Source organism: Streptomyces lancefieldiae, assembly GCF_031845825.1.
Taxonomy (GTDB): Bacteria; Actinomycetota; Actinomycetes; order Streptomycetales; family Streptomycetaceae; genus Streptomyces; species Streptomyces lancefieldiae.
In genome coordinates this window covers 40,461-62,558 of the sequence record NZ_JAVRFH010000046.1, presented here as the reverse complement: position 1 = coordinate 62,558, position 22,098 = coordinate 40,461, and the positions used below count along the sequence as shown (strand labels likewise).

Sequence of the window (22,098 nt, the reverse complement as noted above, 5' to 3'; positions counted from 1 at the left end):
GCACGACGCCGGTACGGCGATGGGGGCGCCCGGATCTCTCCGGGCGCCCCCATCGCCGTACCGGCGTCGTGCCGCCTGCCGGACCGCTTCTGGATCCGTACTTCCGTAGGGTCAGAGGCCCTAGACCCGTACTTCCACGGTGCGCGCCAGCCGGTCGTGCAGCCCCCGGCCGTCGCGGTCCCAGATCAGCGCCGGGAGAGCCAGGCACAGCAGGACCGAGCGCAGCAGGGCACGCAGCGGGTTGGGGCGGCCCGTGCCCAGGTCCACCACACGCAGGCCCAGGAGACGCTTGCCCGGGGTGAAGCCGACCGTGCCGACGGTCAGCACGCTCAGTACGAAGAAGATCAGCAGGGCCCAGTTGCCGGTCGCCTGGTCGTAGCCGTCCGTGATCAGGCCGTATGCGATCAGGAGGCACAGGGCCCAGTCGACGGCCAGGGCGCCGATCCGCCTGCCCGGGCGGGCGATCGACCCCGGGCCCTCCGCGGGGAGACCGAGTTGCTCACCCTGGTGTCCGAGATCGGCGCCGGCCTCTTCGATGGCCGCGCGCGGCCCGGAAAGCCACGATCCGATTGCTCGCCTGTTGTCCACCCGTCCACGGTACTGCGCCCCCGTACGACCGGTGTACGGCGGGGTGTGGCGGGCCCCGATGGGGCCTACGCTGGAACGGAGCCGGTTAACTTCTGCGAAACAAATGGGTCACGCCCGAGAAATCACCCGTCCCTAGGGTCGAAGCAGCGTGTGCCACCCGCACTGGCCGCACGAACGATCTACCACCCCGGCGGGACGGTCGGGAGTAGGAGGAGCTGGATGTTCCAGAACGCCGACGACGCCAAGAAGTACATCGCGGACGAGGACGTCAAGTTCGTCGATGTCCGGTTCTGCGACCTGCCGGGCGTCATGCAGCACTTCACGTTGCCCGCCGCGGCGTTCGACCCCGACGACGAGCAGGCCTTCGACGGATCCTCGATCCGCGGCTTCCAGGCCATCCACGAGTCGGACATGTCGCTGCGCCCCGACCTGTCCACCGCGCGCATCGACCCGTTCCGCCGGGACAAGACCCTCAACATCAACTTCTTCATCCACGACCCGATCACGGGCGAGCAGTACTCCCGCGACCCGCGGAACGTGGCGAAGAAGGCCGAGGCCTACCTCGCCTCCACCGGCATCGCCGACACGGCGTTCTTCGGCCCGGAGGCGGAGTTCTACGTCTTCGACTCCGTCCGCTTCGCCACCAGCGCGAACGAGTCCTTCTACCACATCGACTCCGAGGCCGGCGCCTGGAACACCGGTGCCCTGGAGGACAACCGCGGTTACAAGGTCCGCTACAAGGGCGGCTACTTCCCGGTGCCGCCGGTCGACCACTTCGCCGACCTGCGTGCCGAGATCTCCCTGGAGCTGGAGCGGTCCGGCCTGCAGGTCGAGCGCCAGCACCACGAGGTGGGCACCGCCGGCCAGGCGGAGATCAACTACAAGTTCAACACCCTGCTCGCCGCCGCCGACGACCTCCAGCTCTTCAAGTACATCGTGAAGAACGTGGCCTGGAAGAACGGCAAGACGGCGACCTTCATGCCGAAGCCGATCTTCGGTGACAACGGCTCGGGCATGCACGTCCACCAGTCGCTGTGGTCGGGCGGCGAGCCGCTCTTCTACGACGAGCAGGGCTACGCCGGCCTGTCGGACATGGCCCGCTACTACATCGGCGGCATCCTCAAGCACGCCCCGTCGCTGCTGGCCTTCACCAACCCGACGGTGAACTCCTACCACCGCCTGGTGCCGGGCTTCGAGGCGCCGGTGAACCTGGTGTACTCGCAGCGCAACCGCTCGGCCGCGATGCGTATCCCGATCACGGGCTCGAACCCGAAGGCCAAGCGCGTCGAATTCCGCGCCCCGGACGCCTCCGGCAACCCGTACCTGGCGTTCTCGGCCCTGCTGCTGGCGGGCCTGGACGGCATCAAGAACAAGATCGAGCCGGCCGAGCCGATCGACAAGGACCTCTACGAGCTGGCTCCCGAGGAGCACGCGGGCGTGGCGCAGGTCCCGACCTCCCTCGGCGCCGTCCTCGACCGTCTGGAGGCCGACCACGAGTTCCTCCTCCAGGGCGACGTGTTCACGCCGGACCTGATCGAGACGTGGATCGACTACAAGCGCGCGAACGAGATCGCCCCGCTGCAGCTGCGTCCGCACCCGCACGAGTTCGAGCTGTACTTCGACGTGTGATCGACACCCTCCCGGGCCGTCCGACGCCCCCGCTCCCTGGACCCAGGGGGCGGGGGCGTCGCCGTCCGTGGCCGAAAACACTTCACAGGGCGAAACCGGACCGGAATCATGGCACCAACACGGTTGTTCGAGTCAGGGGGACGGGGAGAGTGCCGGAGATGTCCGAACGGGACGACGAGGAGCGGGAGTTCGACCTCAGGTGGGCGGACGGGGCCGCGCACAAGGAGCCCTCGGCGCGGGCCCGGATGCTCGCCGCGCGCTGGAAGGAGAACCCGCCCGGGCCGGTCCCCTTCCGCGCCGATCCGGAGCATCGGGGAAGGTCCGGCCGCTCGTCGTGGGTGTCCACCGCCGTGGTGCTCGGCTGCGTCGCCGCGGTGATCGTCCTGCTCGGATACCTCAACTTCCGGGCGCCCTACTGAGCCACCCGCCGGGGTGCACACTGGACAGCGGGACGAGTGCCCGACTGCGAGGTGATGCAGATGCAGAGCCGCTTCCGGAGCGACCGGCGGTTGACCGTGCGCATGGGGATCACGCTGTTCCTGCTCGGCCTGCTGTACGTCGGCTTCGTCGCCGCGCTGATCGCGCTGCTGAAGTCCTGGGTCCTGGTCGTGGTGATCGTGGCCCTGGTGTTCGGGGCGCAGTACTGGTTCTCCGACCGGATCGCGCTGTTCGCGATGCGCGGCCGGGTCGTCGAACGGGACGAGTACCCGGAGCTGCACGGGGTGGTCGACCGGCTGTCCGCGATGGCCGACATGCCGGTGCCGGTGGTCGCCGTGTCACGGATGGACATGCCGAACGCGTTCGCCACCGGCCGGAATCCGGACAACGCGGTGGTCTGTGTCACCACGGGGCTGCTGCGACGGCTGGAGCCCGCCGAGCTGGAGGGCGTGCTCGCGCACGAGCTGTCGCACGTGGCGCACAAGGACGTCGCCGTGATCACGATCGCGTCCTTCCTCGGCGTGATCGCGGGGCTGATCGTGCGGTTCGCCTTCTACTCCCAGCTCTTCGGCGGACGGCGGGACCAGAACACCCTGGTCGTCCTCGCGGCCGTGATGGGCGTCTCCGCGGCCGTGTACGGGCTGAGCTTCCTGCTGATCCGGGCCCTGTCCCGGTACCGGGAGCTGGCGGCCGACCGGGCCGCGGCCCTGCTCACCGGCCGTCCCTCGGCACTGGCGTCGGCGCTCACCAAGGTCACCGGGGACATCGCCCGCATCCCGACCAAGGACCTGCGCACCGCCCAGGCCTTCAACGCGTTCTACTTCACGCCCGCCTTCGGCGCCGAGCCCGGCCTCGGACGGCTCTTCACCACGCACCCCAGCCTGGAGCAGCGGCTCGAGCAGCTCGGGCGGATCTCCGCCGAGCTGGGTGAGGCGGTCCCGCCGGGGAGGGCCTGACCATGGGACTGCTGGACATCCTGCTGGGCCGGTCGAAGCCCGCCGCGCCGGACCTCGACCGGCTCTTCGCGCTGCCGTCGGCCGCGGTGGCCCTCGAGTCGGCGGCCGGTTTCACACCGAGCGGGCAGGGCGCGGTGTGCTTCGCGACGGTCGAGGGCGCCGCCTTCGAGCAGACCCACCGCGAGGTCCGGGCCCTGCTGGACGCGGACGCCGGCCGGGCCCCGGTGGAACTGGGCCACGACTCCTACGGCTACTCCTGGCTCGTCTCGCATCGCTCCCCCGACGAGCTGCCCCTGCTCGTGAACGACCTGCACGCGGTGAACAGCTCGATGGAGGCCAACGGGTTCGGACCGCAGCTGCTGTGCTCGCTGGCCGGTTTCCGCGACGACGACGGACGACGGCTCGCGCTCGTCTACCTCTACAAACGGGGCACCTTCTACCCCTTCGCGCCTCTGCCCGGTGACCGGCAAAAGCGGGACAACCCGCTGGAGCTGCGGGTCCGGGCGGTGCTCGCCGGTGAGCTGCCGGTCGAGGAGGACCTGGGGCGCTGGTTCCCCCTGTGGGGCGCGCCCGGGCTGTGACCGGCGGGGGCCGTCGTCCGTCAGTGTCGTCCGTCAGTCCTGTCGGGCAGGACGGCGGCACCGCGGCAAGCCCACCGGGTCCCCGTGTGGCCGTGCCCGCCCGCGGACCGGCTACTCGTTCTGGGAGACGGCGACCGTCGGGGAGGTCCGGGAGGCGCGGAGGGCGGGCAGCATTCCCGCGGCGGCGGTCACCAGGACGAGGGCGGTGAAGACCGCCGCGAGTTCCCCGGCCGGCACGGTGAACGGGGCGCTCGTCTCGGCGACCCGGACCACCAGCCAGGAGTACGGCATGCCGAGGGCCGGACCGAGGATCCCCCCCAGTACTCCGTAGAGCGCGCATTCCACCGTGACCATGCGGTGCACGGCCGCTCCGCCGAGCCCCAGGGTCCTGGTTTCCCTCGCCGCAGCACCCGGACGCTGCGGTGCATGTCGTCGATCGCGTCCCGGCCCGTGGCGGCGATCGTCTTCAGTGCGGACCGGGCCAGGTCCGGCGACTTCCGCAGCACCGACTCCGCGCCGTCGGCCTGGAGGATCATCACGGCCAGGCTGTGCGCCACCACGTCGTGCAGTTCCCGGGCGATCTCGGCCCGCTCCCGGGCCGCGGCCGGCCGGACCCGCTGCTCCTGCTCCCGCTCCACGTGCCAGGCGCGGGCCGCCTGGCTCTCTGCGTACTGCCTCAGCGCGGGGCCGGCGGCCGGCCTCGCGTGCGGCACAGCGGTCGGCCCCGCGTGCGGCACAGCGGCGCCGGGCGCCTCATGGAGCGAGGGCGCCCGGCGCCGGTGACGGTGCCGGGTTCAGCGGTTGTAGCGGAGGAACGCGCGCACCATGTGGCACGTGGTGTCCGACGGCGGGTGGACGCCGATCAGCCGCGCCGTGCGGCGGATCCTCTCGTTGCGGGCCTGGGTCGGCAGGTAGACGCCGGAGTCGAGCAGGGCGATGGCGAGCCGCATCGCCTTGAGCCGGCGGTTGTGCGTGACGTACCACTCGCGGGGGCGGCCCGCGGGCAGCGGACGCTTCGCCACGGGTTCGTACGGTGAGTCGAACAGGACGGGCCGCTTGGCGGTGGACTGGGTGGGCAACGGCTTCGGCTTCAGTGCGGCAGCGGGCACGGGCATCCTCCTGTCGCGGTCGGGGCGCCGTCCGGACCCCCCGGCGACACCCTCGAACACTGCTTCCATTTTACCGCCCACCACTGACAAAAGCCCCTGGCCACAAGGGCTTTCGGGGTCTCTGTGACGCAGGGGGAGAACGGGTTCTCGCGCCCCTCGGGCTACCGTGTGCGGCATGGAGATCTGGATCAACCCGGCCTGTTCGAAGTGCCGCAGCGCGATCAGCCTGCTCGACGCCGAGGGCGCCGACTACACCGTCCGCCGTTACCTGGACGACGTCCCCGGCGAGGAGGAGATCCGCGAGGTCCTCACCCGCCTGGGCCTCGAACCCTGGGACATCACCCGCACCCAGGAGGCCGCCGCCGGACAACTGGGCCTGGCGGACTGGCCCCGTGACGCCGCGTCACGGGACCGCTGGGTCACCGCGCTCGCCGAGCACCCGAAGCTCATCCAGCGCCCGATCATCACGGCGGACGACGGATCGGCCGTGGTCGCCCGCACCGAGGACGCCGTTCGGGACGCCCTGTCCCGGCAGGCGCAGGGCAGGCCCTGATCCGGTCCGGCGGGCACCGACCGAGCCGGGCCGGGTGGGGCTCAGTCACCCGGTCCGGCGAGGAAGTCGCCGAGGCGGCGGCCCAGTCCGGGCTGCGCCGCGTGCGGCAGCGCGTGGTGGGACACGTCCGGCAGGACGGCCGTCTCCACGCGCGGCAGCAGTGCCCGGGCCCGGGCCGCCACTTCGGCGGGGTCGTGGGTCCTGCTGTTCCCGGCCAGGAGCAGCAGGACCGGCACGTCCAGCCCGCGCCGCGCGTCCGGCGCCGGACGCGGGCCGGTCACCGGCCTGCGGCCCGGGAACCCGGCGGCCGCCTCCTGGAGGGCGAGCCAGTCGGGGTCGAGGGGGGCCGCCCCGGTCTCCCACTCCAGGAAGGCGCGGACGCGGCGGGGCGTGGGCCGCAGCAGCATCGGCACCGCGCGCAGCAGGTAGGCGGCCTTGAACCCGGCGAAGCACTGGGTCGGGTCCAGGAGGAACAGGCGGCGCACCCGGTCGGGTGCGTGCAGGGCGTGGTGCAGGGCGATCCAGGCGCCGTAGGAGTGCCCGCCGAAGGAGGCCGCCCCGACGCCGAGGCCGTCGAGGAGCGCGTCCAGCCAGCCGCTCAGGTCGGCGACCGTACGCAGGGGCCGGTCGCCGGCCGGCGCGCTGCGGCCGGGCGCGCCGATCAGGTCGACGGCGTACACGCGGTGGGTGCCGGCCAGGTCGGCGGCCTGGGCGTACCAGGAGGCGGAGGTCGCCTCCCCGCCGCCCGGCAGAAGCACGAGCGGCGGGGCGTCGGCCGGACCGGCGACGTTGACGTGGGTCTCGCCGAAGGGCGTGGGCACGGTCACCGCCTCCCGCCGCGCCGGCCACTTGGCCATGACCCTGTCGTAGGCGTCGTGGAAACGGGCGGCGTCGTACGCACCGCGAGCGCTCATGAGCCCTGACCCCCTGTTTCTCCGGTTCCCCGGTATTCTCTCGCTCAGCGAGATAATTGTTGAGCGAGATGATAACCGGAGGCGACGCCCATGCAGGAACAGGGACCGGAGATGGAGATCGTCCACCTGCTGCGCGCGGTGGTCGTCGAACTCGGCGCGCACAGCGCGCGGTTCGCGCAGCGCAACGGCATGCACCCCACCGACGTCCGCGCGCTGATCGCGCTCATGGACGCGGAGCGGGCGGGTGAGGAGATGACCGCCGGACGGCTGGGCACCGCGCTCGGGCTGAACTCGGCGGGGACGACGGCGCTGGTCGACCGGCTGGAGCGGGCCGGCCACGTGCGGCGGGTGCGCGACGAGCGGGACCGGCGCCGGGTCACCGTGGAGGTGGACGAACGGGCGGTCGCCCTCGGCCGGTCCCACTTCGGCCCGCTGATCGGGCGGGCGGTGGAGCTGCTGGGCGGGTACGACGAGCGGGAACTGGCGGCGATCAGGGACTTCCTGACCGGGGTGCGGGAAACGGCCGAGGAGGACCGGACCGGGCACCGGGCACCCCGCCCGGCCCCGTGAGAGGCGCCCTCTCCCACGAGTCGCGCCCAGCCCCGTGAGGCGCGCCACACCGTACCCAGGTAACACGGGGTTCACATACGGGCAACGGCCGGGAAACCGCCTGTTGACACGCTGCACGGCAGTAGAAGCGGCGCCCCAGTGCCGCAGCGCCGCAGCACCCGCAAGTGCGCCCAGACCCACCCCGAAGGATGTGGCCCCGTGACCTTCAAGGCTGAGTACATCTGGATCGACGGCACCGAGCCGACGGCCAAGCTCCGTTCCAAGACGAAGATCATCACGGATGCCCCCGCCGGCCTCGACGCCCTGCCGATCTGGGGCTTCGACGGGTCCTCCACCAACCAGGCCGAGGGCAGCTCCTCGGACTGCGTGCTCAAGCCGGTCTTCTCCTGCCCCGACCCGATCCGCGGCGGCGACGACATCCTGGTGCTGTGCGAGGTCCTGGACACGGACATGACGCCGCACCCGACCAACACCCGTGCCGCGCTGGCCGAGCTCTCCGAGCGCTTCGCCGCGCAGGAGCCGATCTTCGGCATCGAGCAGGAGTACACCTTCTTCAAGGGCTCCCGCCCGCTCGGCTTCCCCGAGGGCGGCTTCCCGGCCGCGCAGGGCGGCTACTACTGCGGCGTCGGCTCGGACGAGATCTTCGGCCGCGAGGTCGTCGAGGCGCACCTGGAGAACTGCCTGAAGGCCGGTCTCGGCATCTCCGGCATCAACGCCGAGGTCATGCCGGGCCAGTGGGAGTTCCAGGTCGGCCCGCTGGCGCCGCTGGAGGTCTCCGACCAGCTGTGGGTGGCCCGCTGGCTGCTCTACCGCACCGCCGAGGACTTCGACATCTCGGCCACCCTCGACCCCAAGCCGGTCAAGGGCGACTGGAACGGCGCGGGCGCGCACACCAACTTCTCCACCAAGGCGATGCGCGAGGGCTACGACGCGATCATCACCGCGTGCGAGTCGCTCGGTGAGGGCTCCAAGCCGCTCGACCACGTCAAGAACTACGGCGCCGGCATCGACGACCGCCTGACCGGCCTGCACGAGACCGCCCCGTGGAACGAGTACTCCTACGGCGTCTCCGACCGCGGTGCCTCGGTCCGCATCCCGTGGCAGGTCGAGAAGGACGGCAAGGGCTACATCGAGGACCGCCGCCCCAACGCCAACGTCGACCCGTACGTGGTGACCCGACTGCTCGTCGACACCTGCTGCACGGCGCTGGAGAAGGCCGGCCAGGTCTGATCCGACCCGGACTCGAGCGCAGGGGCGTCCACCACCGCGGTGGGCGCCCCTGCGCGTCGTCCACGGCCGGCCGGGGGACCGGCACGGTGTCCACTTCACGCCACAGTGGCGTCCACGCAGTGAGAGGAGGCTGCTGCCGCGGGCCGGTGTCTGCTTCAATGGGGCCATGGCCAGCTTCCGGAAGTACGCAGCGACGGGTCGCCATGACCTCGAGCCCTTCTGGCCGTCCCGTCAGCACGACGACTTCGACCGGGTGTGTTGCCGCGCGACGACCGCGCCGGCCCGCTAGAAAGCCGTACACCACCCAGGCCTTCGCCCGGCGCGCACGACGTACGTCCCGCGACGCGCCCGACCACCGACTCGCGCCCGTCGCCCCTCCCGACGAACCTCTCGCGCGAAAGAGCTGACGTCTCATGGCGACCACCCGCTCCCTGTCCACCGTCACCCTCGACTCCCCCGCCCCGGCCCAACTCCCGGGCCACCCCGGCCACCCCGGCCTCCCCTCCTCCGGCGGTCCCCGGCACCGGCTGCGTGCCGTCGACCGGGACGAGGTGGTGGGCGTCGCGGACCTCCTGCCGCCGGGCGCCACCTGGCTGCCCGCTCCCCCGCACACCCTGCCCTCGCTGCCGGGCCGGCCGCCGATGGTCGGCTACCTGGTGCTCGTCCCTGCCGACCAGCAGTCGCCGTTCCCACCCGTGGCCGTGCCCGAGCCCGCGGAGCAGGACGCGGTGGACGGCGCCGACGGCCCGGGCGCCCCGCTCGTCCGGATCGACGCCGCGCGGCGCACCGCCGCGGTGGACGGCCGCGAACTCGACCTGACCTACCTGGAGTTCGAGCTGCTCGCCCACCTCGTCCGGCATCCGCACCGGGTGCACACCCGCGACCAGCTGGTCACCACCGTGTGGGGCTACGGCCACGTGGGCGACGGCCGCACCGTCGACGTGCACGTGGCCCGGCTGCGCCGCAAGCTGGGCACTGAGCACCGGCAGACCATCCAGACCGTACGGCGCGTCGGCTACAAGTACACGCCGCCCGGGGGCCGCTGAGCCTCTGCTGTCGGCAGACGGGCGTTCCCGCCGGCCGCCGCACCGGGCACAGTGACCCGCATGAGGCTACTGGTGCTGGGCGGTACGGAGTTCGTGGGGCGGGCCGTGGTGGAGGCGGCGCTCGGGCGCGGCTGGGAGGTGACCGTCTTCCACCGCGGCCGGCACGCGCCACCGCCCGGGGTCCGGTCGCTGCACGGCGACCGCACCGCGCCGGACGGGCTCACCGCCCTGGCCGAGGGGACGTGGGACGCCGTCGTCGACACCTGGTCGGCGGCGCCCCGCGCGGTACGGGACGCGGCGCGGCTGCTGCGGGGCCGCGCCGGCCGGTACGTGTACGTGTCGAGCTGCTCGGTGTACGCCTGGGCCCCGCCCGCCGGTTACACCGAGGACGCCCCGCTCGTCGAGGGCGCCGCGGCGGACGCCGGGCAGACCGACTACGCCCGGGACAAGCGGGGCGCCGAGCTGGCCGTCCTGGACGCCTTCGGCGCGGACCGCTCGGTGCTCGTACGGGCCGGGCTGATCCTCGGCCCGTACGAGAACATCGGGCGGCTGCCGTGGTGGCTGACCCGGATGGCACGCGGCGGCCCGGTGCTCGCGCCGGGCCCACGGGACCTGCCCCTGCAGTACGTCGACGTCCGCGACCTCGCCGAGTGGGTCCTCGGGGCGGTGGAACAGGAGCTGGGCGGCCCGTACAACCTGGTCGCTCCCGCGGGGCACACCACCATGGGCGCCCTGCTCGAGGCCTGCGCGCACACCACCGGCGGCGCGGCGGAGCTGCGCTGGACGGCCCCCGGCACCGTTCTCGGCGCCGGCATCGAGCCCTGGACGCAGCTGCCGGTGTGGGTGCCGCCGGGCAGTGACCTGCACGACGCCCTGCACCGCGCGGACGTCTCCCGGGCCCTGGCGACGGGACTGAGCTGCCGGCCGGTCGGCGACACCGTCCACGACACCTGGACCTGGCTGCGGGGCATCGGCGGCACGGCGCCCCGGCGCCCGGACCGGCCGCCGGTCGGGCTGGACCCGGAGACGGAGGCGAAGGTCCTGGCCACCGACGGGGAAGGGCCGGACGGGCACGGACCCCGCGGGCACGGACCCGGCGGGGACGGGTCCGGCGGGGGTGTGCCTGGCACCACCCCCTGACCGGGGGGCCCGGCCCAGTGCTTCGCGCCGCCGCCTCCGCGAGACTGGCGTCATGAGCATCGAGACGAAGAGCGCGACACGGACGACGCGGACGCGAGGCGTGGCACTGTCGGCCGTCCGGGGACTGGCACTGACGTTCATCTCCCTGCCCGGCGCGGTGCTGGGCTTCTGCCTGACCGCCGTGTCCATCGCCCTCGTCCCGATCGGGGTCGGCATCGTCACCACGCCGTATGTGCTGACCGGCGTGCGGGCGTTCGCGGACTGGCGGCGGCTGCTCGCCGCCGAATGGTGCGGGGTGCGGATCCCGCGGGCGTACCGACCGCTGCCCAAGGACGCCAATCCGTGGGCGCGCACCTTCGGGATGCTCGGCGACCCGGCGACCTGGCGGGACTTCCTCTGGCTGCCGGTCGACATGACGGCGGGCTTCGTCACCGCGCTGCTCGCCTTCGCGCTGCCGCTCTACGCGCTGGAGGGCTTCGTGATAGCGGCCGGGCTGTGGCGGGCCGTGGCCGGCGGGTACTGGTACGGCTTCATCAAGGTCACCGACCAGACCTCGGCCCTCTACGCCGCCGGCCTGGGCGCCGTGGTCCTCCTCGCCGCCGTCTGGCTCAGCCCGCGCCTGCTGCACGCCCACTTCCGGCTCACCGGCGCGCTCCTCGGCTCCGACCAGGGGGAGCTCGCCGAGCGGGTGCGGGTGCTGACCGAGACCCGCCGCGACGCCGTCGACACCTCCGCCGCCGAGCTGCGCCGCATCGAGCGGGACCTGCACGACGGGGCGCAGGCCCGGCTGGTCGCCATGGGCATGGACCTGGGGACCATCGAGGCCCTGCTGGAGAAGGACCCGGCGAAGGCCCGGGAACTGCTCGCGCAGGCCCGCCGGTCCTCCGCCGACGCCCTGACCGAGCTGCGCGAACTCGTGCGCGGCATCCACCCGCCGGTGCTCGCCGAGCGCGGCCTGGGCGACGCCGTACGGGCGCTGGCGCTGCGGCTGCCCGTCACCGTCGAGGTCGACGTGGACCTGCCCGGCCGCGCGGAGGCGCCCGTGGAGTCGGCCGCGTACTTCGCGGTCAGTGAGATCCTCACCAACGCGGTGAAGCACTCCGGCGCCGACCGGATCTGGGTCGACGTGCACCACGCCGAGGGCCGGCTGCGTGTCTCCGTCACCGACAACGGCAGCGGCGGTGCCGTGATCGGAGCGGGGTCGGGCCTTGCCGGGGTGGAGCGCCGACTCGGTACATTCGACGGCGTCCTGGCCGTCAGCTCGCCCGCCGGCGGCCCCACCATGGTCACCATGGAGATCCCTTGCGCGTTGTCCTAGCCGAAGACCTGTTCCTGCTGCGCGACGGGCTGGTCCGGCTCCTCGAGGCCCACGACTTCGAGATCGCCGCGGCCGTCGAGACCGGCCCGGAGCTGTCCCGGGCGCTGGCCGAACTGGAACCGGACGTCGCCGTGGTCGACGTGCGCCTGCCGCCCACGCTCACCGACGAGGGCCTGCAGTGCGCGCTCGAGGCCCGCCGCAACCGGCCGGGGCTGCCGGTCCTGGTCCTGTCCCAGCACGTGGAGCAGCTGTACGCGCGTGAGCTGCTGGCCGACGGCAGCGGCGGGGTGGGGTACCTGCTCAAGGACCGGGTGTTCGACGCGGAGCAGTTCGTGGACGCCGTACGGCGGGTGGCGGCGGGCGGTACGGCGATGGATCCGCAGGTCATCCAGCAGCTGCTCAGCCGGCGTGCGGCGGAGGACCGGCCGCTGGAGCGGCTGACGCCGCGGGAGTTGGAGGTGCTGGAGCTGATGGCCCAGGGGCGGACCAACGCGGCGATCGCCGGCAAGCTCGTCGTCACGGAGCGGGCGATCGCGAAGCACACGGCGAACATCTTCGCCAAGCTGAGCCTCGAGGTCTCGGACGACGACAACCGGCGTGTGCTGGCGGTTCTGGCCTATCTCGACCACGGCCGCTGAGCCGTACCGCTCCCGCGGAACCCGGCGATCTCCGAGACCGGTGAACGCCCCTGGTGCGCCCTCCCGGGTGTTTCAGGCTGCCCGTCGCCGTCCCGGGCACGGCCGCCTCGCCGTGCCCCCCCCCCCCCCCGGATCCGCACCCGTCCGGTGAGGGGCTCACGGTCATCGATACGGGCACGGGGCGCGGAGTACTCACCGAACGCGGGACCCGGAAATGCCGGTGTCCCCCGTGCGCGTCCGTGCGAGAGTGACGCCGTGAACCAGGACTGGGAAGACCGTGTGACCGCCGCATGGGCGACGTTCGACGACCACCCCGAAGACGACGCCGCCGCCTTCCGCGCGGTGATCGACGCCCTCGCCGACGAGTTGCCCCCGGACAGCCCCCTCGGCCTGTTCGAGCGGGCCTGTGCCTGGGACTCCACGGGCCACTCCGACAAGGCCGTGCCCCTTTACCGCGAGGCCCTGGCACGCGGGCTGGGCGAGGTCAGCGGCTACAAGGGCCGACGGGCGAAGATCCAGCTCTCCAGCTCCCTGCGCAACACCGGGCAGCCGGAGGAGGGCGTCAGGCTGCTGACGCCCGAACTGGACGCGCCGTCGGACGAGTTGGACGACGCGGTACGGGCCACGCTCGCGCTCTGCCTGTCGAGCCTGGGCCGCGACCGCGAGGGCCTGTCCCTGGTGCTCGGCGCCCTCGCACCCCATCTGCCGCGGTACCGACGATCGATGGCCGCCTACGCACGGCTGCTGGTGGAGCCCGAGGGGTAACCCGTTTCGGCAGTGACCAACGGCCGACTCGTTCGTTCTGCCGAACGTGCAGCCACAGGATGTCGCCCCGAGCCCAGCACCGGCCTCCGCCTCCCCGGCCGACCCGGTCGTCGACGTCGAGCAGGCCGAGGCCGCGCTCGTCGAGCACTACCCGCGCCTGGTCCGGCTCGCCTACCTGGTGCTGCCACCGGGCCTCGGCCGGAGCCGGCGCGTTCTGACCTCGCACGCCCTCGCCCAGCGCGCGCTGCCCCGCAACCGGACGCCGGCACCCGTGATCCCGGCCCAGTCGACCGGCGGTGCCGTCGACCCCGGCTACGCCCTGGTCCGCCTGCGGGTCGTCCGTACGGCCCTGGAGGCGTGCCTGCCGCTGCGGCGCCGGGCGTGGCCCACATGGTCCCAGCTTCCGCCGCTGCTGCCCCAGGTGCGCGGACTCCAGCTCTACCCGCGCTCCGGGGGCGCCGACGAGCTCGCCCTGGACCAGCGGTTGTCCGCCCTCTCCGCGGCGGGCCGGGCGGCGTACGTGCTGCGGGGCCTGGAGAAGCTTCCCGACGACGAGGTCCGGCGGTTGCTCCACGCCGCCGGGGCCGCCGACGCGGACGCCGCGCTGCGCGAGGCCGACGAGGTGCCCGGCCAGTACGCGCTGCTCGGTTCCGTCGCGTTCGACCCCTGCTCGCTGCAGGCCCGGCCGACCGATCTGTTGCGCCGTCGGCGGCACGCGCGGGCCGCGCTGGTCGCCGGGGCGGCCCTGGTGGTGTGCGGGGCGCTGCTGGGCCTGCCCGGCGACGGCCTGGGGCCGGACGGTGCCGCCGCCCCGCCCTACGCGCAGAACCCGGCGGCGCAGGCCGCCCTCGACCCCGGCCGGCTGACCAAGGCCGGCCCGGCCGCGTGGAAGACCTCCGCGCGCACCGACTTCTCGGTGTGGCCGGCGCGCGGTGACCGCACCGGCGACAGGGCGCTGCTGCGCCGCGCCCTCGCCGTCTGGGCCCGGCCCGGGAAGGCCGTGAGCGTCTCGGCGACGCCGGGCACCCCGACCGGCGGCCCGTCCGGCCCGCCCCGGCTGCTGTACGCCGGTACCGTCGACCACGCGCGGGTGGTGATCCTCCACGACGGTCTGCGCCTGGTCAGGTACGCCGAGCCGAAGGACGGCACGGCCGGTGCCGCGCTGGACTTCACCCGGACCGACGGCGCCCGCCGGGCGGAGGCGAACGCGGTGGTCCTGGGCCGGGCCGACGGCAACATCCGCTATCTGACGGCGCCCTGGGTGACGAAGGCCGCCGCCCGGGACCTGGCCGATCCGGGCGCCGGCACGACGGACCTGACGCTGACCGACGGCGTGACCTCGCCGCTGGCCGGGCCCGGGCAGGAGCGGTCCGGTACGTGCGCGTCCTGGAACGTGCTGCAGCTGACCGACGGCTCGCACACCCGCCTGATGACCGACCTCGGCGAGTTGGTCCCGGCCCGTGTGACCACCGGGCGCCCCGGCTCGGTGAAGGACGCCGCCGGTGCGGAGGCGCTGCGCACCTGGGCGCCGTACGCCTGCTCGCTGGGCTCGGTGCGGGGGCAGGGCGTGCGGTCGGTGAACGCCTGGGAGTTCGCGACGCAGCCGCTGCCCGACGCGAGCGGTTCGGCCGCCTGGGTGTGCACCCGGGCCGAGACCTGGCGGGGCGACGGGGCGAGGGTGCTGGCCCAGTTCCGGACGCCGGGCGGGGACCGGGGCGTGGTGGCGGCGAAGGCGCAGGACGTTCCGGCGTGCGGCAAGCGCGACCCGCAGGTGCTGGCCGGGGTGCTGTGGAAGTCGGAGGGCGGGCACTGGTACCTGCTCGCCGCCGGCGGCAGTGACACCGAGTCGATCAGCGCGACGGGCGGTATCACCGGCTCGGCCGACAAGAACCTGCTGACGGTGAAGGCCGAACAGGGCGCGCGGGCGGAGCTGAAGGCAACCCTGGAGGACGGTCGGAAGATCAGCGGGCTGGGCTGACGACCGACGGGTGGACACCGACGACCGGTCCGGCCCCTTCGGAGGCCGGATTCGATCGGTAAGGTGTTCGTATGACTACCGGGGCGCGCCGCAGAATGGGTGTCGAGGAGCGGCGGCAGCAGTTGATCGGTGTCGCCCTCGAACTGTTCAGCCACCGCTCGCCCGACGAGGTCTCCGTCGACGAGATAGCGTCGGCGGCGGGCATCTCGCGCCCGCTGGTGTACCACTACTTCCCCGGCAAACTCAGCCTGTACGAGGCCGCGTTGAAACGGGCGTCGGACGATCTCGCGGCCCGGTTCGCGGAGCCGGAGGAGGGGCCGCTGGGCGCGCGGCTGCTGCGGGTGATGGGCCGCTACTTCGACTTCGTCGAGGAGCACGGCCCCGGTTTCTCGGCCCTGATGCGCGGCGGCCCGGCCGTCACCGCGGGCGGATCCTGCTCCATGAGCACGTCCTCCACGACGAACGCGCTCGTCGACTCCGTGCGGCAGGCCGCGTACGTCCAGATCCTCGCGCACCTGGAGGTCACCGATCCGCCCGCACGGCTGGAGCTGGTCGTCCGCTCCTGGATCTCACTGGCCGAGTCGACGGCCCTGATCTGGCTGGACGGGCGCCGCGTCCCGCGCGCCGAGCTGGAGGTCCAGCTCGTGCAGGACTTCGCCGCGCTGACGGCGGTGAGCGCCATCCACGACGAGGGGATGGGCGCCCTGCTGCGCCGCGTCCTCGGTGACGAGCCGGCCGACGGTCCCTTCGGGGACCTGACCGGCCGGCTCGGCGCGTTCGCGCGCTAAGACAGGCCTCAGCCCTCGAACTTGCGGTAGGACGGATCCAGGTCGCGGACCTCGGCGGATGCGTGCAGGGCGAGCCCGTCACCCGGCTTGACGTACTGCCGCAGCAGTTCCAGGACCGCCTCGGTGAGGCGGACCTTGGTCTCGTCGGTGCGGCCCGCGAGCAGCCCCAGGGTGACGTGGACGACGGCGTGCCCGTCGGTGTCCGCGCCGACCGTGGTGTCCTCGGTCCGGCGGAACTGCGTCTTGCACGCCGGCGGCTTGGCGGCGGCGATCTCGACGACGGTGGTGTGCAGGGCCCGCGCGAACGCGGGCCGGTCGAAGTCGTCCGCGAGCTGTGCGGAGTAGTCGACGGTGATCTGCGGCATGAGCCCTCCCGTTGCGTGAACAGCAGGGCTCACCCTAACCGCAGTGCCGCGTCCGTCAGCCGGCCCGTTCGAACACGGCGACCGTACGGCCCGGCACGGCGAACGTGCCGGTCCTCTCCGCGTACGAGGACTCCTTCACCACCGGGTCCGCGCCCGCCGCCTGGACCGGATGCAGCCGGTAGCCGGTTCCGGCCGCCGCCCCGATCCGCTGTTCCTGCCGCTCGGGCGTGGCGTTGAAGACGACGACGAGGTCACCGAGGCGCATGGTGATCACGCCGGGGGTCTCCCCCTTCCCGGAGAGCGGGAAGGAGAGCCGGGACTGCACCTGCCCGGCCGTGGCCAGGGAGAAGTCCTGCTCGCTCGCACGGATCCTCAGCAGGTCCCGGTACGCCGCCGAGGCGTCCGTGATCTGCGGGCAGCCGACCTTCACCGTGCCCAGCAGGGGCTTGGCGTAGGGCCACTTGTCCTTGTTGTCGACCGCCGGGGGCAGCCCGCGGCCGAAGCCGTTGCCGTCGGCGCAGTTCCAGTGGATGGCGTTGAACCAGTCGCCGCTGTCGAAGGAGTTGCGGTCCAGCGACTTGGAGCGCAGCAGGTCGGTGCCGGCCTGGGAGAGCGCCGGGCCCTGCGAGAGGGTGGCGGTCGCCATGGCGAGGACCTGCATGCGGGCCCGGTCGTCGGCGGACGTGTCCCCGGGCAGCTTGAAGGCGAGCGTGTCGAACAGGGACTCGTTGTCGTGGGCGTCGGCGTAGGCGAGGGCGTCGCCCGGGGCCTCGGCGTATCCGGCGGCGGCGCCGTTGTAGTCGACCTCGGAGCCCTTGACCTCCTTGCCGCTGGTGTCCGTGAAGCGGTAACCGGCGAGACTGCCGGAGAGACCGACCTTGACCAGGTCCTGGTAGTGCAGCAGGCGGGCCTTCTGCTGGGCCTCGGTGCCGTTCTCCTTCGAGGAGTTGGGGTCGGTGTACAGGCCGGAGGCGAAGCCCTGGACGCCGGGGTCGGCGTCGAAGGGGCTGCCGCCGCGCACGGCGTCGCGGGCCCGGTCGGAGAAGGTGGCGATGCCGGTGCCGGCCATGTTCTTCTGGGTGGCCTGGACGAAGCGGGCGTCGTCGGCGACCTCGCCGAAGTTCCAGCCCTCGCCGTACAGGATGATCTTCTTGCCGTCGACGCCGTCCTTCTCGAGGGTCAGCGCGTCGAGGGCCTCGCGCACGGCGAGGATGTTGGCCTTCGGGTGGTGGCCCATGAGGTCGAAGCGGAAGCCGTCGACCTTGTACTCCTTGGCCCAGGTGACGACCGAGTCGACGACCAGCTTGCCCATCATGGCGTTCTCGGTGGCGGTGCCCGCGCAGCAGGTGCTGTTCGCCACCGAGCCGTCGGCGAGCAGCCGCTGGTAGTAGCCGGGCACGATCCGGTCGAGGACGCTCGTTCCCGCCTGGCCGCTCGCGGCCGTGTGGTTGTAGACGACGTCCATGACGACGCGCAGGCCGTCCTCGTTCAGCGCCTTGACCATCTTCCGGAACTCGACGGTGCGCTCGGTGCCGTCCGGGTCGGTGGCGTAGGAGCCCTCGGGGACCGTGTAGTGGTACGGGTCGTAGCCCCAGTTGTAGGCGTCCTTGGCGGCGGCCTTCGCCACGCACTCCTGCTGCTGGTCGGAGTCGGCCGGGTGGGAGGCGAGGTCGCAGTCGGGCGTGGTCTGGTCGGACTTCCTCTCGGGGATGGTGGCGATGTCGAAGGCGGGCAGCAGGTGCACGTAGGAGGTACCGGCCTCGGCCAGCTCCCGCAGGTGCTTCGAGCCCTCGCTCTTCTTGTCGGTGAAGGCGAGGTAGGTGCCCCGGTGGCCCGCGTCCGCCGTCGGGTCCGCGAGGGAGAAGTCCCGGATGTGCAGCTCCTGGATCTGGGCGTCCCTGAGCGGCACCGCCTCGGGCTTGTCGTAGCCGTCCCAGCCGCGCGGGGCGAGGGACCGGTCGGCCAGGTCGACGACGAGGCTGCGCTCGGAGTCGGTGGTCAGGGCGAGCGAGTACGGGTCGGTGACCTTGTTGGTGACGACCTTGCCCGCGGTGGGCGCCCAGACCTTGACGGCGTACCGGTAGGCCTTGCCCTTCCAGGACTTCGGGCCGGTGACGGACCAGACGCCGGTGGCGTCGTCGCGCCGCATGGGGACGGTGCGGTCGCCGAGCTCCAGCTTCACGTCCTGTGCGGTCGGTGCCCACAGGGAGAGGGTGGGTCGGCCGTGGCGGAAGACCGGGCCCAGGTCGGCCTCGGTGGCGTCGGCCGCGTAGAGGTCGTCCAGGACGCCGGCGGTCTGCACACCCGTCGCCGCCAGGACGGCGCCGTTGGCCGCGCGCTGGGAGGCGACGACCTGGCCGCGCAGGGTCTCGCGGACCCGGTCGCGGTCGCGCGGGTCGACCGACCAGGCGGTGTACTCCTTCAGGTGCGGGAACTTCGCCTTCTGCGCGTCGGTGAGGGCCGTCTTCGTCAGGCGCAGCCACCGCTGGTCGTCGCCGGTGAGCGTGCCGTCCGCGGCGGTGATCGACCCGGTGCGGGAGGCGAGCAACTGGGTGGAGGCGGCGCCCTCGGAGCCGTTCCAGGCGACGGTGTTCCGGTCGATCCAGACCGCCTTGGAGGTGGTGAGGTCGACGGCCGCCGCCGAGCCCGCGGGCTGCGGCAGCAGGTACTCCTGCCGGCCGCTCAGCAGCCACACCTCGTGGCCGTCGGCCTTGAGGTCGAGGGCCTGGTCGGTGGGCAGGTCCTTCTCGTCGCCCTTGTGCACGATGTAGCTCAGACTGCTCGCGCCGTCGGTGAGGGGCACCTCGAAGACCGCGCCGTACGGGTCGGTCCCGACCGGCTGGAGGGGCTTCGCCCAGTCGGTCGGGTTCGCGGCGTCGCCCCAGACGTGCAGGCCCCAGCCGTCGTAGTTCCCGTCGGCGCGGTGGTAGTGCAGGACGGCCTTGGCGGTGTCCTGGGCCGGGTACTCGGGCCGCTCCGTGGCGACCTGCTCCTTGCCCTGCTCGATCCACACCTCGCCGGTCCGCGTGACGTCGATGGTGCGGTCGGTGGCGACGTCCTTGTTGCCGTCCTTGTCGATCACCAGGAAGGAGACGTCGGACGCGCCGGGCTTGAGCTTGACGTGGGCGAAGGCGCCGTAGGCGTCTCGGCCGGTGAAGGGGTGGCTGTCGGGCCAGGTGGTCGCCTCGCCGTCGGCGAGGTCGCCCCAGGCGTACAGGCCCCAGTCGTCGTAGTTCCCGTCCTCGCGTTCGTAGTGGACGATCGCGTGGTCCCGGGAGGCGGCGGTGGGGATCTCCTCGGCGGGCGGGGTCCCGGTGGTGGACGCGGCCGTGGCGCTCGCGGTGCGGCCCGCCGAGTCCACGACGACCGCCTTGTAGCGCAGGGCGGTGCCGGCCGGTGTGTCCTCGCCGATGGTGTGGGTGACCCTGTAGGGGGCGTGGTCGGCGGTGCCGAGGGTGCGCCAGGTGCCGTCGCCGGTCTGGGCGGCGAAGACGACGCGGTTGAGCTGTCCGCCCGCGACGTCGGCACCGAGCTCGACGGTGCCGGTGGCGCCGGGGTCCGGGGCGCGGAGGGTGATCGTCGGCTCGGCGGCGGGCCGGGCGAGGCTGCCCGCGGCCTTGAGGACGACGGCCGATCCGGCGGGGACCGTGACGGTGACCTTGGTGTCGGCGCCCGACTTCACGGTGGCTTCGGTGCCGTAGAGGCCGCGGAAGGTCATGTGCGCCGAGCCGGTCGCGAAGGTGGCGGTCTTCGCGGTGTCGGCGTTGTTGAAGGCGACGACGTACTCGGTGCCGGTCTTCGCGTCGGTGCGGGAGAAGGCGTAGACGCCGGGGCCGTCGGCGGCGTGGCGCTCGGTCTGGACGCCGTCGGCGAGGGCCGGGTTGGCCTTGCGCAGCTTGGCGAGAGCGCTGATCTGCCGGTAGAGCGGTGCGCCCGTGTCGTAGGCGGCCTCGGCGTGGGTGCGGTCGGTGCCGAGCTGGTCGTCGTCGAGGTAGTCCGCGGTACGGGAGGCGAACATCGGCTGGCGGGCGTCCTTGTCGCCGCCGGCGCCGGTGAAGCCCTGCTCGTCGCCGTAGTAGATCACCGGGTTGCCGCGGCTGAGGAACATCAGCTCGTTGGCCAGCCGGTCCTTCTTCAGCAGTTCGGCGTCGGTGGCCTTCGGGTTGTCCTGCTTGAGGAAGGTGCCGAAGCGTCCCATGTCGTGGTTGCCGAGGAAGGTGACCTGCTCGTAGGCGTTGGCCTTGTCGGTCGTGTACTTCCAGTCGTCACCGAAGACGGAGGCGAGCTTCTTCGCGCTGCCGCCCTGGGAGGCGTACGCGCGGGCCGCGTCCTGGAAGGGGAAGTCCAGGGTGGAGTCCAGGCGGCCCTGGGTGACGTACGGGGCGGTGACGGAGGTGTCGGCGGAGTAGACCTCGCCGAACATGAAGAAGTCGTCGCGGCCCCGCTTCGCCGCGTAGGCGTCCAGCGCGGTGGCCCACTGGGTCCAGAACTCCGTGTTGACGTGCTTCACGGTGTCGATCCGGAAGCCGTCGACGGCGAAGTCCTTCACCCACCGCTCGTAGATCTTCTCCATGCCGTCGACGACCTCGGGCCGTTCGGTCCACAGGTCGTCGAGACCGTTGAAGTCGCCGTAGGTGGCCGATTCGCCGGCCCAGGTGGAGTCGCCCCGGTTGTGGTACATCGCCGGGTCGTTGAGCCAGGACGGGACCTTGAGGTCCTTCTTGGCGGACGGGACGACCGGCGTGCGGGGGAAGGATCCGGTGTCGACGCGGGGGAACCTGCCGGAGCCGTCCGCGTAGTCGGCGTCGTCGAAGGGCTCGCCGTCCTTGGTCAGGTACGGGAAGGCGCCCTTGGAGAGGTAGTCGTAGGACTTCTCCTCGTAGTCGACGACGTCGGCGGTGTGGTTGGTGATGACGTCGAAGAAGACCCTCATGCCCTTGGCGTGGGCCTTGGAGATGAGGTTCTTGAGGTCCTGGTTGGTGCCGAAGTGCGGGTCGACCTGGGTGAAGTCGGTGATCCAGTAGCCGTGGTAACCGGCGGAGGCGTCCTTGCCGGTGCCCTGGACGGGCTGGTTCTTGAAGAGGGGCGCCATCCAGAGGGAGGTGGTGCCCAGGCCCTTGATGTAGTCGAGCTTCTCGGTGAGGCCCTTGAGGTCGCCGCCCTGGTAGAAGCCCTTGTCGGCGGGGTCGTAGCCGGTGCTGAGCCGGGTGCCGGTCAGGCCGCCGCGGTCGTTCTTGGCGTCCCCGTTGGCGAAACGGTCCGGCAGGACGAAGTAGAACTGCTCACGGGTCAGGTCGTGGCGTGCGGCGGTCTTCGCCAGCTTCGCGTCGGACGGGGGCGCGGGCGGGGCGTCGGCCCGCGCGGCGAGCGGGGGAAGCAGGGCGGCGGCGAGCGCGGCCACGGTGACGGCCGCGACCCGTCTCACTCGTGCGGTACGGCGCGCGACAGGCACCGGCCATCTCGGTATCACGGTCGTGAACTCCTTGTGCTGA

At 72.6% G+C, this 22,098-nt stretch carries 20 protein-coding genes and 1 pseudogene; 14 read left to right on the top strand and 7 right to left on the bottom strand.

The window, feature by feature from the left end; all coding sequences use genetic code 11:
• Window positions 1–120 precede the first annotated feature (120 nt).
• Window positions 121–588, bottom strand: coding sequence for an RDD family protein (locus RM812_RS32105; RefSeq protein ID WP_311580532.1), 468 nt, complete (start codon window positions 586–588; stop codon window positions 121–123).
• 219 nt (window positions 589–807) lie between these two features.
• Between RM812_RS32105 and glnA the strand changes: the two genes are divergently transcribed.
• From glnA to pspAB, 4 genes are all read left to right on the top strand, one after another.
• Complete coding sequence (glnA, locus tag RM812_RS32100; RefSeq protein ID WP_311580530.1) at window positions 808–2,217, top strand: type I glutamate--ammonia ligase; 1,410 nt, start codon at window positions 808–810, stop codon at window positions 2,215–2,217.
• A gap of 158 nt (window positions 2,218–2,375) precedes the next feature.
• The gene (locus RM812_RS32095) at window positions 2,376–2,636 is read left to right on the top strand and encodes an SCO2583/SCO2584 N-terminal domain-containing protein (protein WP_311580527.1); all 261 of its coding nucleotides are present in this window, start codon (window positions 2,376–2,378) and stop codon (window positions 2,634–2,636) included.
• A 60-nt stretch (window positions 2,637–2,696) separates the two neighbouring features.
• Window positions 2,697–3,611 (top strand): zinc metalloprotease HtpX, encoded by a 915-nt coding sequence (htpX, locus tag RM812_RS32090; protein WP_311580525.1) that lies wholly within the window; start codon window positions 2,697–2,699, stop codon window positions 3,609–3,611.
• A 2-nt stretch (window positions 3,612–3,613) separates the two neighbouring features.
• Window positions 3,614–4,192 carry a PspA-associated protein PspAB gene (pspAB, locus tag RM812_RS32085; RefSeq protein ID WP_311580522.1) on the top strand — a complete coding sequence of 193 codons (579 nt, stop codon included), beginning with the start codon at window positions 3,614–3,616 and terminating at the stop codon, window positions 4,190–4,192.
• Between the two features lie 111 nt (window positions 4,193–4,303).
• On the opposite strand, the gene RM812_RS32080 is transcribed toward pspAB, so the two are convergent.
• The 3 genes and pseudogenes from RM812_RS32080 to RM812_RS32070 form a co-directional block, all read right to left on the bottom strand.
• Window positions 4,304–4,546 (bottom strand): FtsX-like permease family protein, encoded by a 243-nt coding sequence (locus tag RM812_RS32080; RefSeq protein WP_311580519.1) that lies wholly within the window; start codon window positions 4,544–4,546, stop codon window positions 4,304–4,306.
• Between the two features lie 104 nt (window positions 4,547–4,650).
• Window positions 4,651–4,728, bottom strand: a pseudogene (locus tag RM812_RS32075) (hypothetical protein); the annotation flags it as partial.
• A gap of 258 nt (window positions 4,729–4,986) precedes the next feature.
• The gene (locus tag RM812_RS32070) at window positions 4,987–5,301 is read right to left on the bottom strand and encodes a hypothetical protein (RefSeq protein WP_311580517.1); all 315 of its coding nucleotides are present in this window, start codon (window positions 5,299–5,301) and stop codon (window positions 4,987–4,989) included.
• A gap of 175 nt (window positions 5,302–5,476) precedes the next feature.
• Here RM812_RS32070 and RM812_RS32065 point away from each other — a divergent pair, with 175 nt between their 5' ends.
• The gene (locus tag RM812_RS32065; RefSeq protein WP_311580515.1) at window positions 5,477–5,854 is read left to right on the top strand and encodes an arsenate reductase family protein; all 378 of its coding nucleotides are present in this window, start codon (window positions 5,477–5,479) and stop codon (window positions 5,852–5,854) included.
• Window positions 5,855–5,895: 41 nt separating this feature from the next.
• Here the strand turns inward: RM812_RS32065 and RM812_RS32060 are convergent, their stop codons facing one another.
• The gene (locus RM812_RS32060; RefSeq protein WP_311580513.1) at window positions 5,896–6,768 is read right to left on the bottom strand and encodes an alpha/beta fold hydrolase; all 873 of its coding nucleotides are present in this window, start codon (window positions 6,766–6,768) and stop codon (window positions 5,896–5,898) included.
• Window positions 6,769–6,858: 90 nt separating this feature from the next.
• Here RM812_RS32060 and RM812_RS32055 point away from each other — a divergent pair, with 90 nt between their 5' ends.
• From RM812_RS32055 to RM812_RS32015, 9 genes are all read left to right on the top strand, one after another.
• Window positions 6,859–7,338, top strand: coding sequence for a MarR family transcriptional regulator (locus RM812_RS32055; protein WP_311580509.1), 480 nt, complete (start codon window positions 6,859–6,861; stop codon window positions 7,336–7,338).
• Window positions 7,339–7,536: 198 nt separating this feature from the next.
• Window positions 7,537–8,568 carry a glutamine synthetase gene (gene glnII / locus RM812_RS32050; RefSeq protein WP_311580506.1) on the top strand — a complete coding sequence of 344 codons (1,032 nt, stop codon included), beginning with the start codon at window positions 7,537–7,539 and terminating at the stop codon, window positions 8,566–8,568.
• 413 nt (window positions 8,569–8,981) lie between these two features.
• Window positions 8,982–9,614 carry a winged helix-turn-helix domain-containing protein gene (locus tag RM812_RS32045; protein WP_311580503.1) on the top strand — a complete coding sequence of 211 codons (633 nt, stop codon included), beginning with the start codon at window positions 8,982–8,984 and terminating at the stop codon, window positions 9,612–9,614.
• A 60-nt stretch (window positions 9,615–9,674) separates the two neighbouring features.
• The gene (locus RM812_RS32040) at window positions 9,675–10,754 is read left to right on the top strand and encodes an SDR family oxidoreductase (protein WP_311580499.1); all 1,080 of its coding nucleotides are present in this window, start codon (window positions 9,675–9,677) and stop codon (window positions 10,752–10,754) included.
• Between the two features lie 52 nt (window positions 10,755–10,806).
• The gene (locus RM812_RS32035; protein WP_311580496.1) at window positions 10,807–12,072 is read left to right on the top strand and encodes a sensor histidine kinase; all 1,266 of its coding nucleotides are present in this window, start codon (window positions 10,807–10,809) and stop codon (window positions 12,070–12,072) included.
• Complete coding sequence (locus tag RM812_RS32030; RefSeq protein WP_311580493.1) at window positions 12,057–12,710, top strand: response regulator transcription factor; 654 nt, start codon at window positions 12,057–12,059, stop codon at window positions 12,708–12,710. Before RM812_RS32035 ends, RM812_RS32030 begins: the two co-directional genes overlap by 16 nt.
• 255 nt (window positions 12,711–12,965) lie before the next feature.
• Window positions 12,966–13,475 (top strand): tetratricopeptide repeat protein, encoded by a 510-nt coding sequence (locus tag RM812_RS32025; RefSeq protein WP_311580489.1) that lies wholly within the window; start codon window positions 12,966–12,968, stop codon window positions 13,473–13,475.
• A gap of 46 nt (window positions 13,476–13,521) precedes the next feature.
• Window positions 13,522–15,453, top strand: coding sequence for a hypothetical protein (locus RM812_RS32020; protein ID WP_311580486.1), 1,932 nt, complete (start codon window positions 13,522–13,524; stop codon window positions 15,451–15,453).
• A gap of 71 nt (window positions 15,454–15,524) precedes the next feature.
• On the top strand, window positions 15,525–16,241 hold the full coding sequence (locus RM812_RS32015) for a TetR/AcrR family transcriptional regulator (RefSeq protein WP_311580483.1): 717 nt from the start codon (window positions 15,525–15,527) through the stop codon (window positions 16,239–16,241).
• A gap of 8 nt (window positions 16,242–16,249) precedes the next feature.
• On the opposite strand, the gene RM812_RS32010 is transcribed toward RM812_RS32015, so the two are convergent.
• Both RM812_RS32010 and pulA read right to left on the bottom strand, forming a co-directional pair.
• Window positions 16,250–16,606 (bottom strand): 5-carboxymethyl-2-hydroxymuconate Delta-isomerase, encoded by a 357-nt coding sequence (locus RM812_RS32010; protein ID WP_311580480.1) that lies wholly within the window; start codon window positions 16,604–16,606, stop codon window positions 16,250–16,252.
• Window positions 16,607–16,661: 55 nt separating this feature from the next.
• Complete coding sequence (gene pulA / locus RM812_RS32005) at window positions 16,662–22,076, bottom strand: pullulanase-type alpha-1,6-glucosidase (protein ID WP_311580478.1); 5,415 nt, start codon at window positions 22,074–22,076, stop codon at window positions 16,662–16,664.
• Between the last annotated feature and the right edge of the window lie 22 nt (window positions 22,077–22,098).

What these genes read in the sequence shown, in the direction of transcription:
- glnA (WP_311580530.1), top strand. Translation starts at nt 808, where the DNA reads ATGTTCCAGAACGCCGACGACGCCAAGAAGTACATCGCGGACGAGGAC.
- RM812_RS32095 (WP_311580527.1), top strand. Translation starts at nt 2,376, where the DNA reads ATGTCCGAACGGGACGACGAGGAGCGGGAGTTCGACCTCAGGTGGGCG.
- htpX (WP_311580525.1), top strand. Translation starts at nt 2,697, where the DNA reads ATGCAGAGCCGCTTCCGGAGCGACCGGCGGTTGACCGTGCGCATGGGG.
- pspAB (WP_311580522.1), top strand. Translation starts at nt 3,614, where the DNA reads ATGGGACTGCTGGACATCCTGCTGGGCCGGTCGAAGCCCGCCGCGCCG.
- RM812_RS32080 (WP_311580519.1), bottom strand. Translation starts at nt 4,546, where the DNA reads ATGGTCACGGTGGAATGCGCGCTCTACGGAGTACTGGGGGGGATCCTC.
- RM812_RS32065 (WP_311580515.1), top strand. Translation starts at nt 5,477, where the DNA reads ATGGAGATCTGGATCAACCCGGCCTGTTCGAAGTGCCGCAGCGCGATC.
- RM812_RS32060 (WP_311580513.1), bottom strand. Translation starts at nt 6,768, where the DNA reads ATGAGCGCTCGCGGTGCGTACGACGCCGCCCGTTTCCACGACGCCTAC.
- RM812_RS32055 (WP_311580509.1), top strand. Translation starts at nt 6,859, where the DNA reads ATGCAGGAACAGGGACCGGAGATGGAGATCGTCCACCTGCTGCGCGCG.
- RM812_RS32045 (WP_311580503.1), top strand. Translation starts at nt 8,982, where the DNA reads ATGGCGACCACCCGCTCCCTGTCCACCGTCACCCTCGACTCCCCCGCC.
- RM812_RS32040 (WP_311580499.1), top strand. Translation starts at nt 9,675, where the DNA reads ATGAGGCTACTGGTGCTGGGCGGTACGGAGTTCGTGGGGCGGGCCGTG.
- RM812_RS32035 (WP_311580496.1), top strand. Translation starts at nt 10,807, where the DNA reads ATGAGCATCGAGACGAAGAGCGCGACACGGACGACGCGGACGCGAGGC.
- RM812_RS32015 (WP_311580483.1), top strand. Translation starts at nt 15,525, where the DNA reads ATGACTACCGGGGCGCGCCGCAGAATGGGTGTCGAGGAGCGGCGGCAG.
- RM812_RS32010 (WP_311580480.1), bottom strand. Translation starts at nt 16,606, where the DNA reads ATGCCGCAGATCACCGTCGACTACTCCGCACAGCTCGCGGACGACTTC.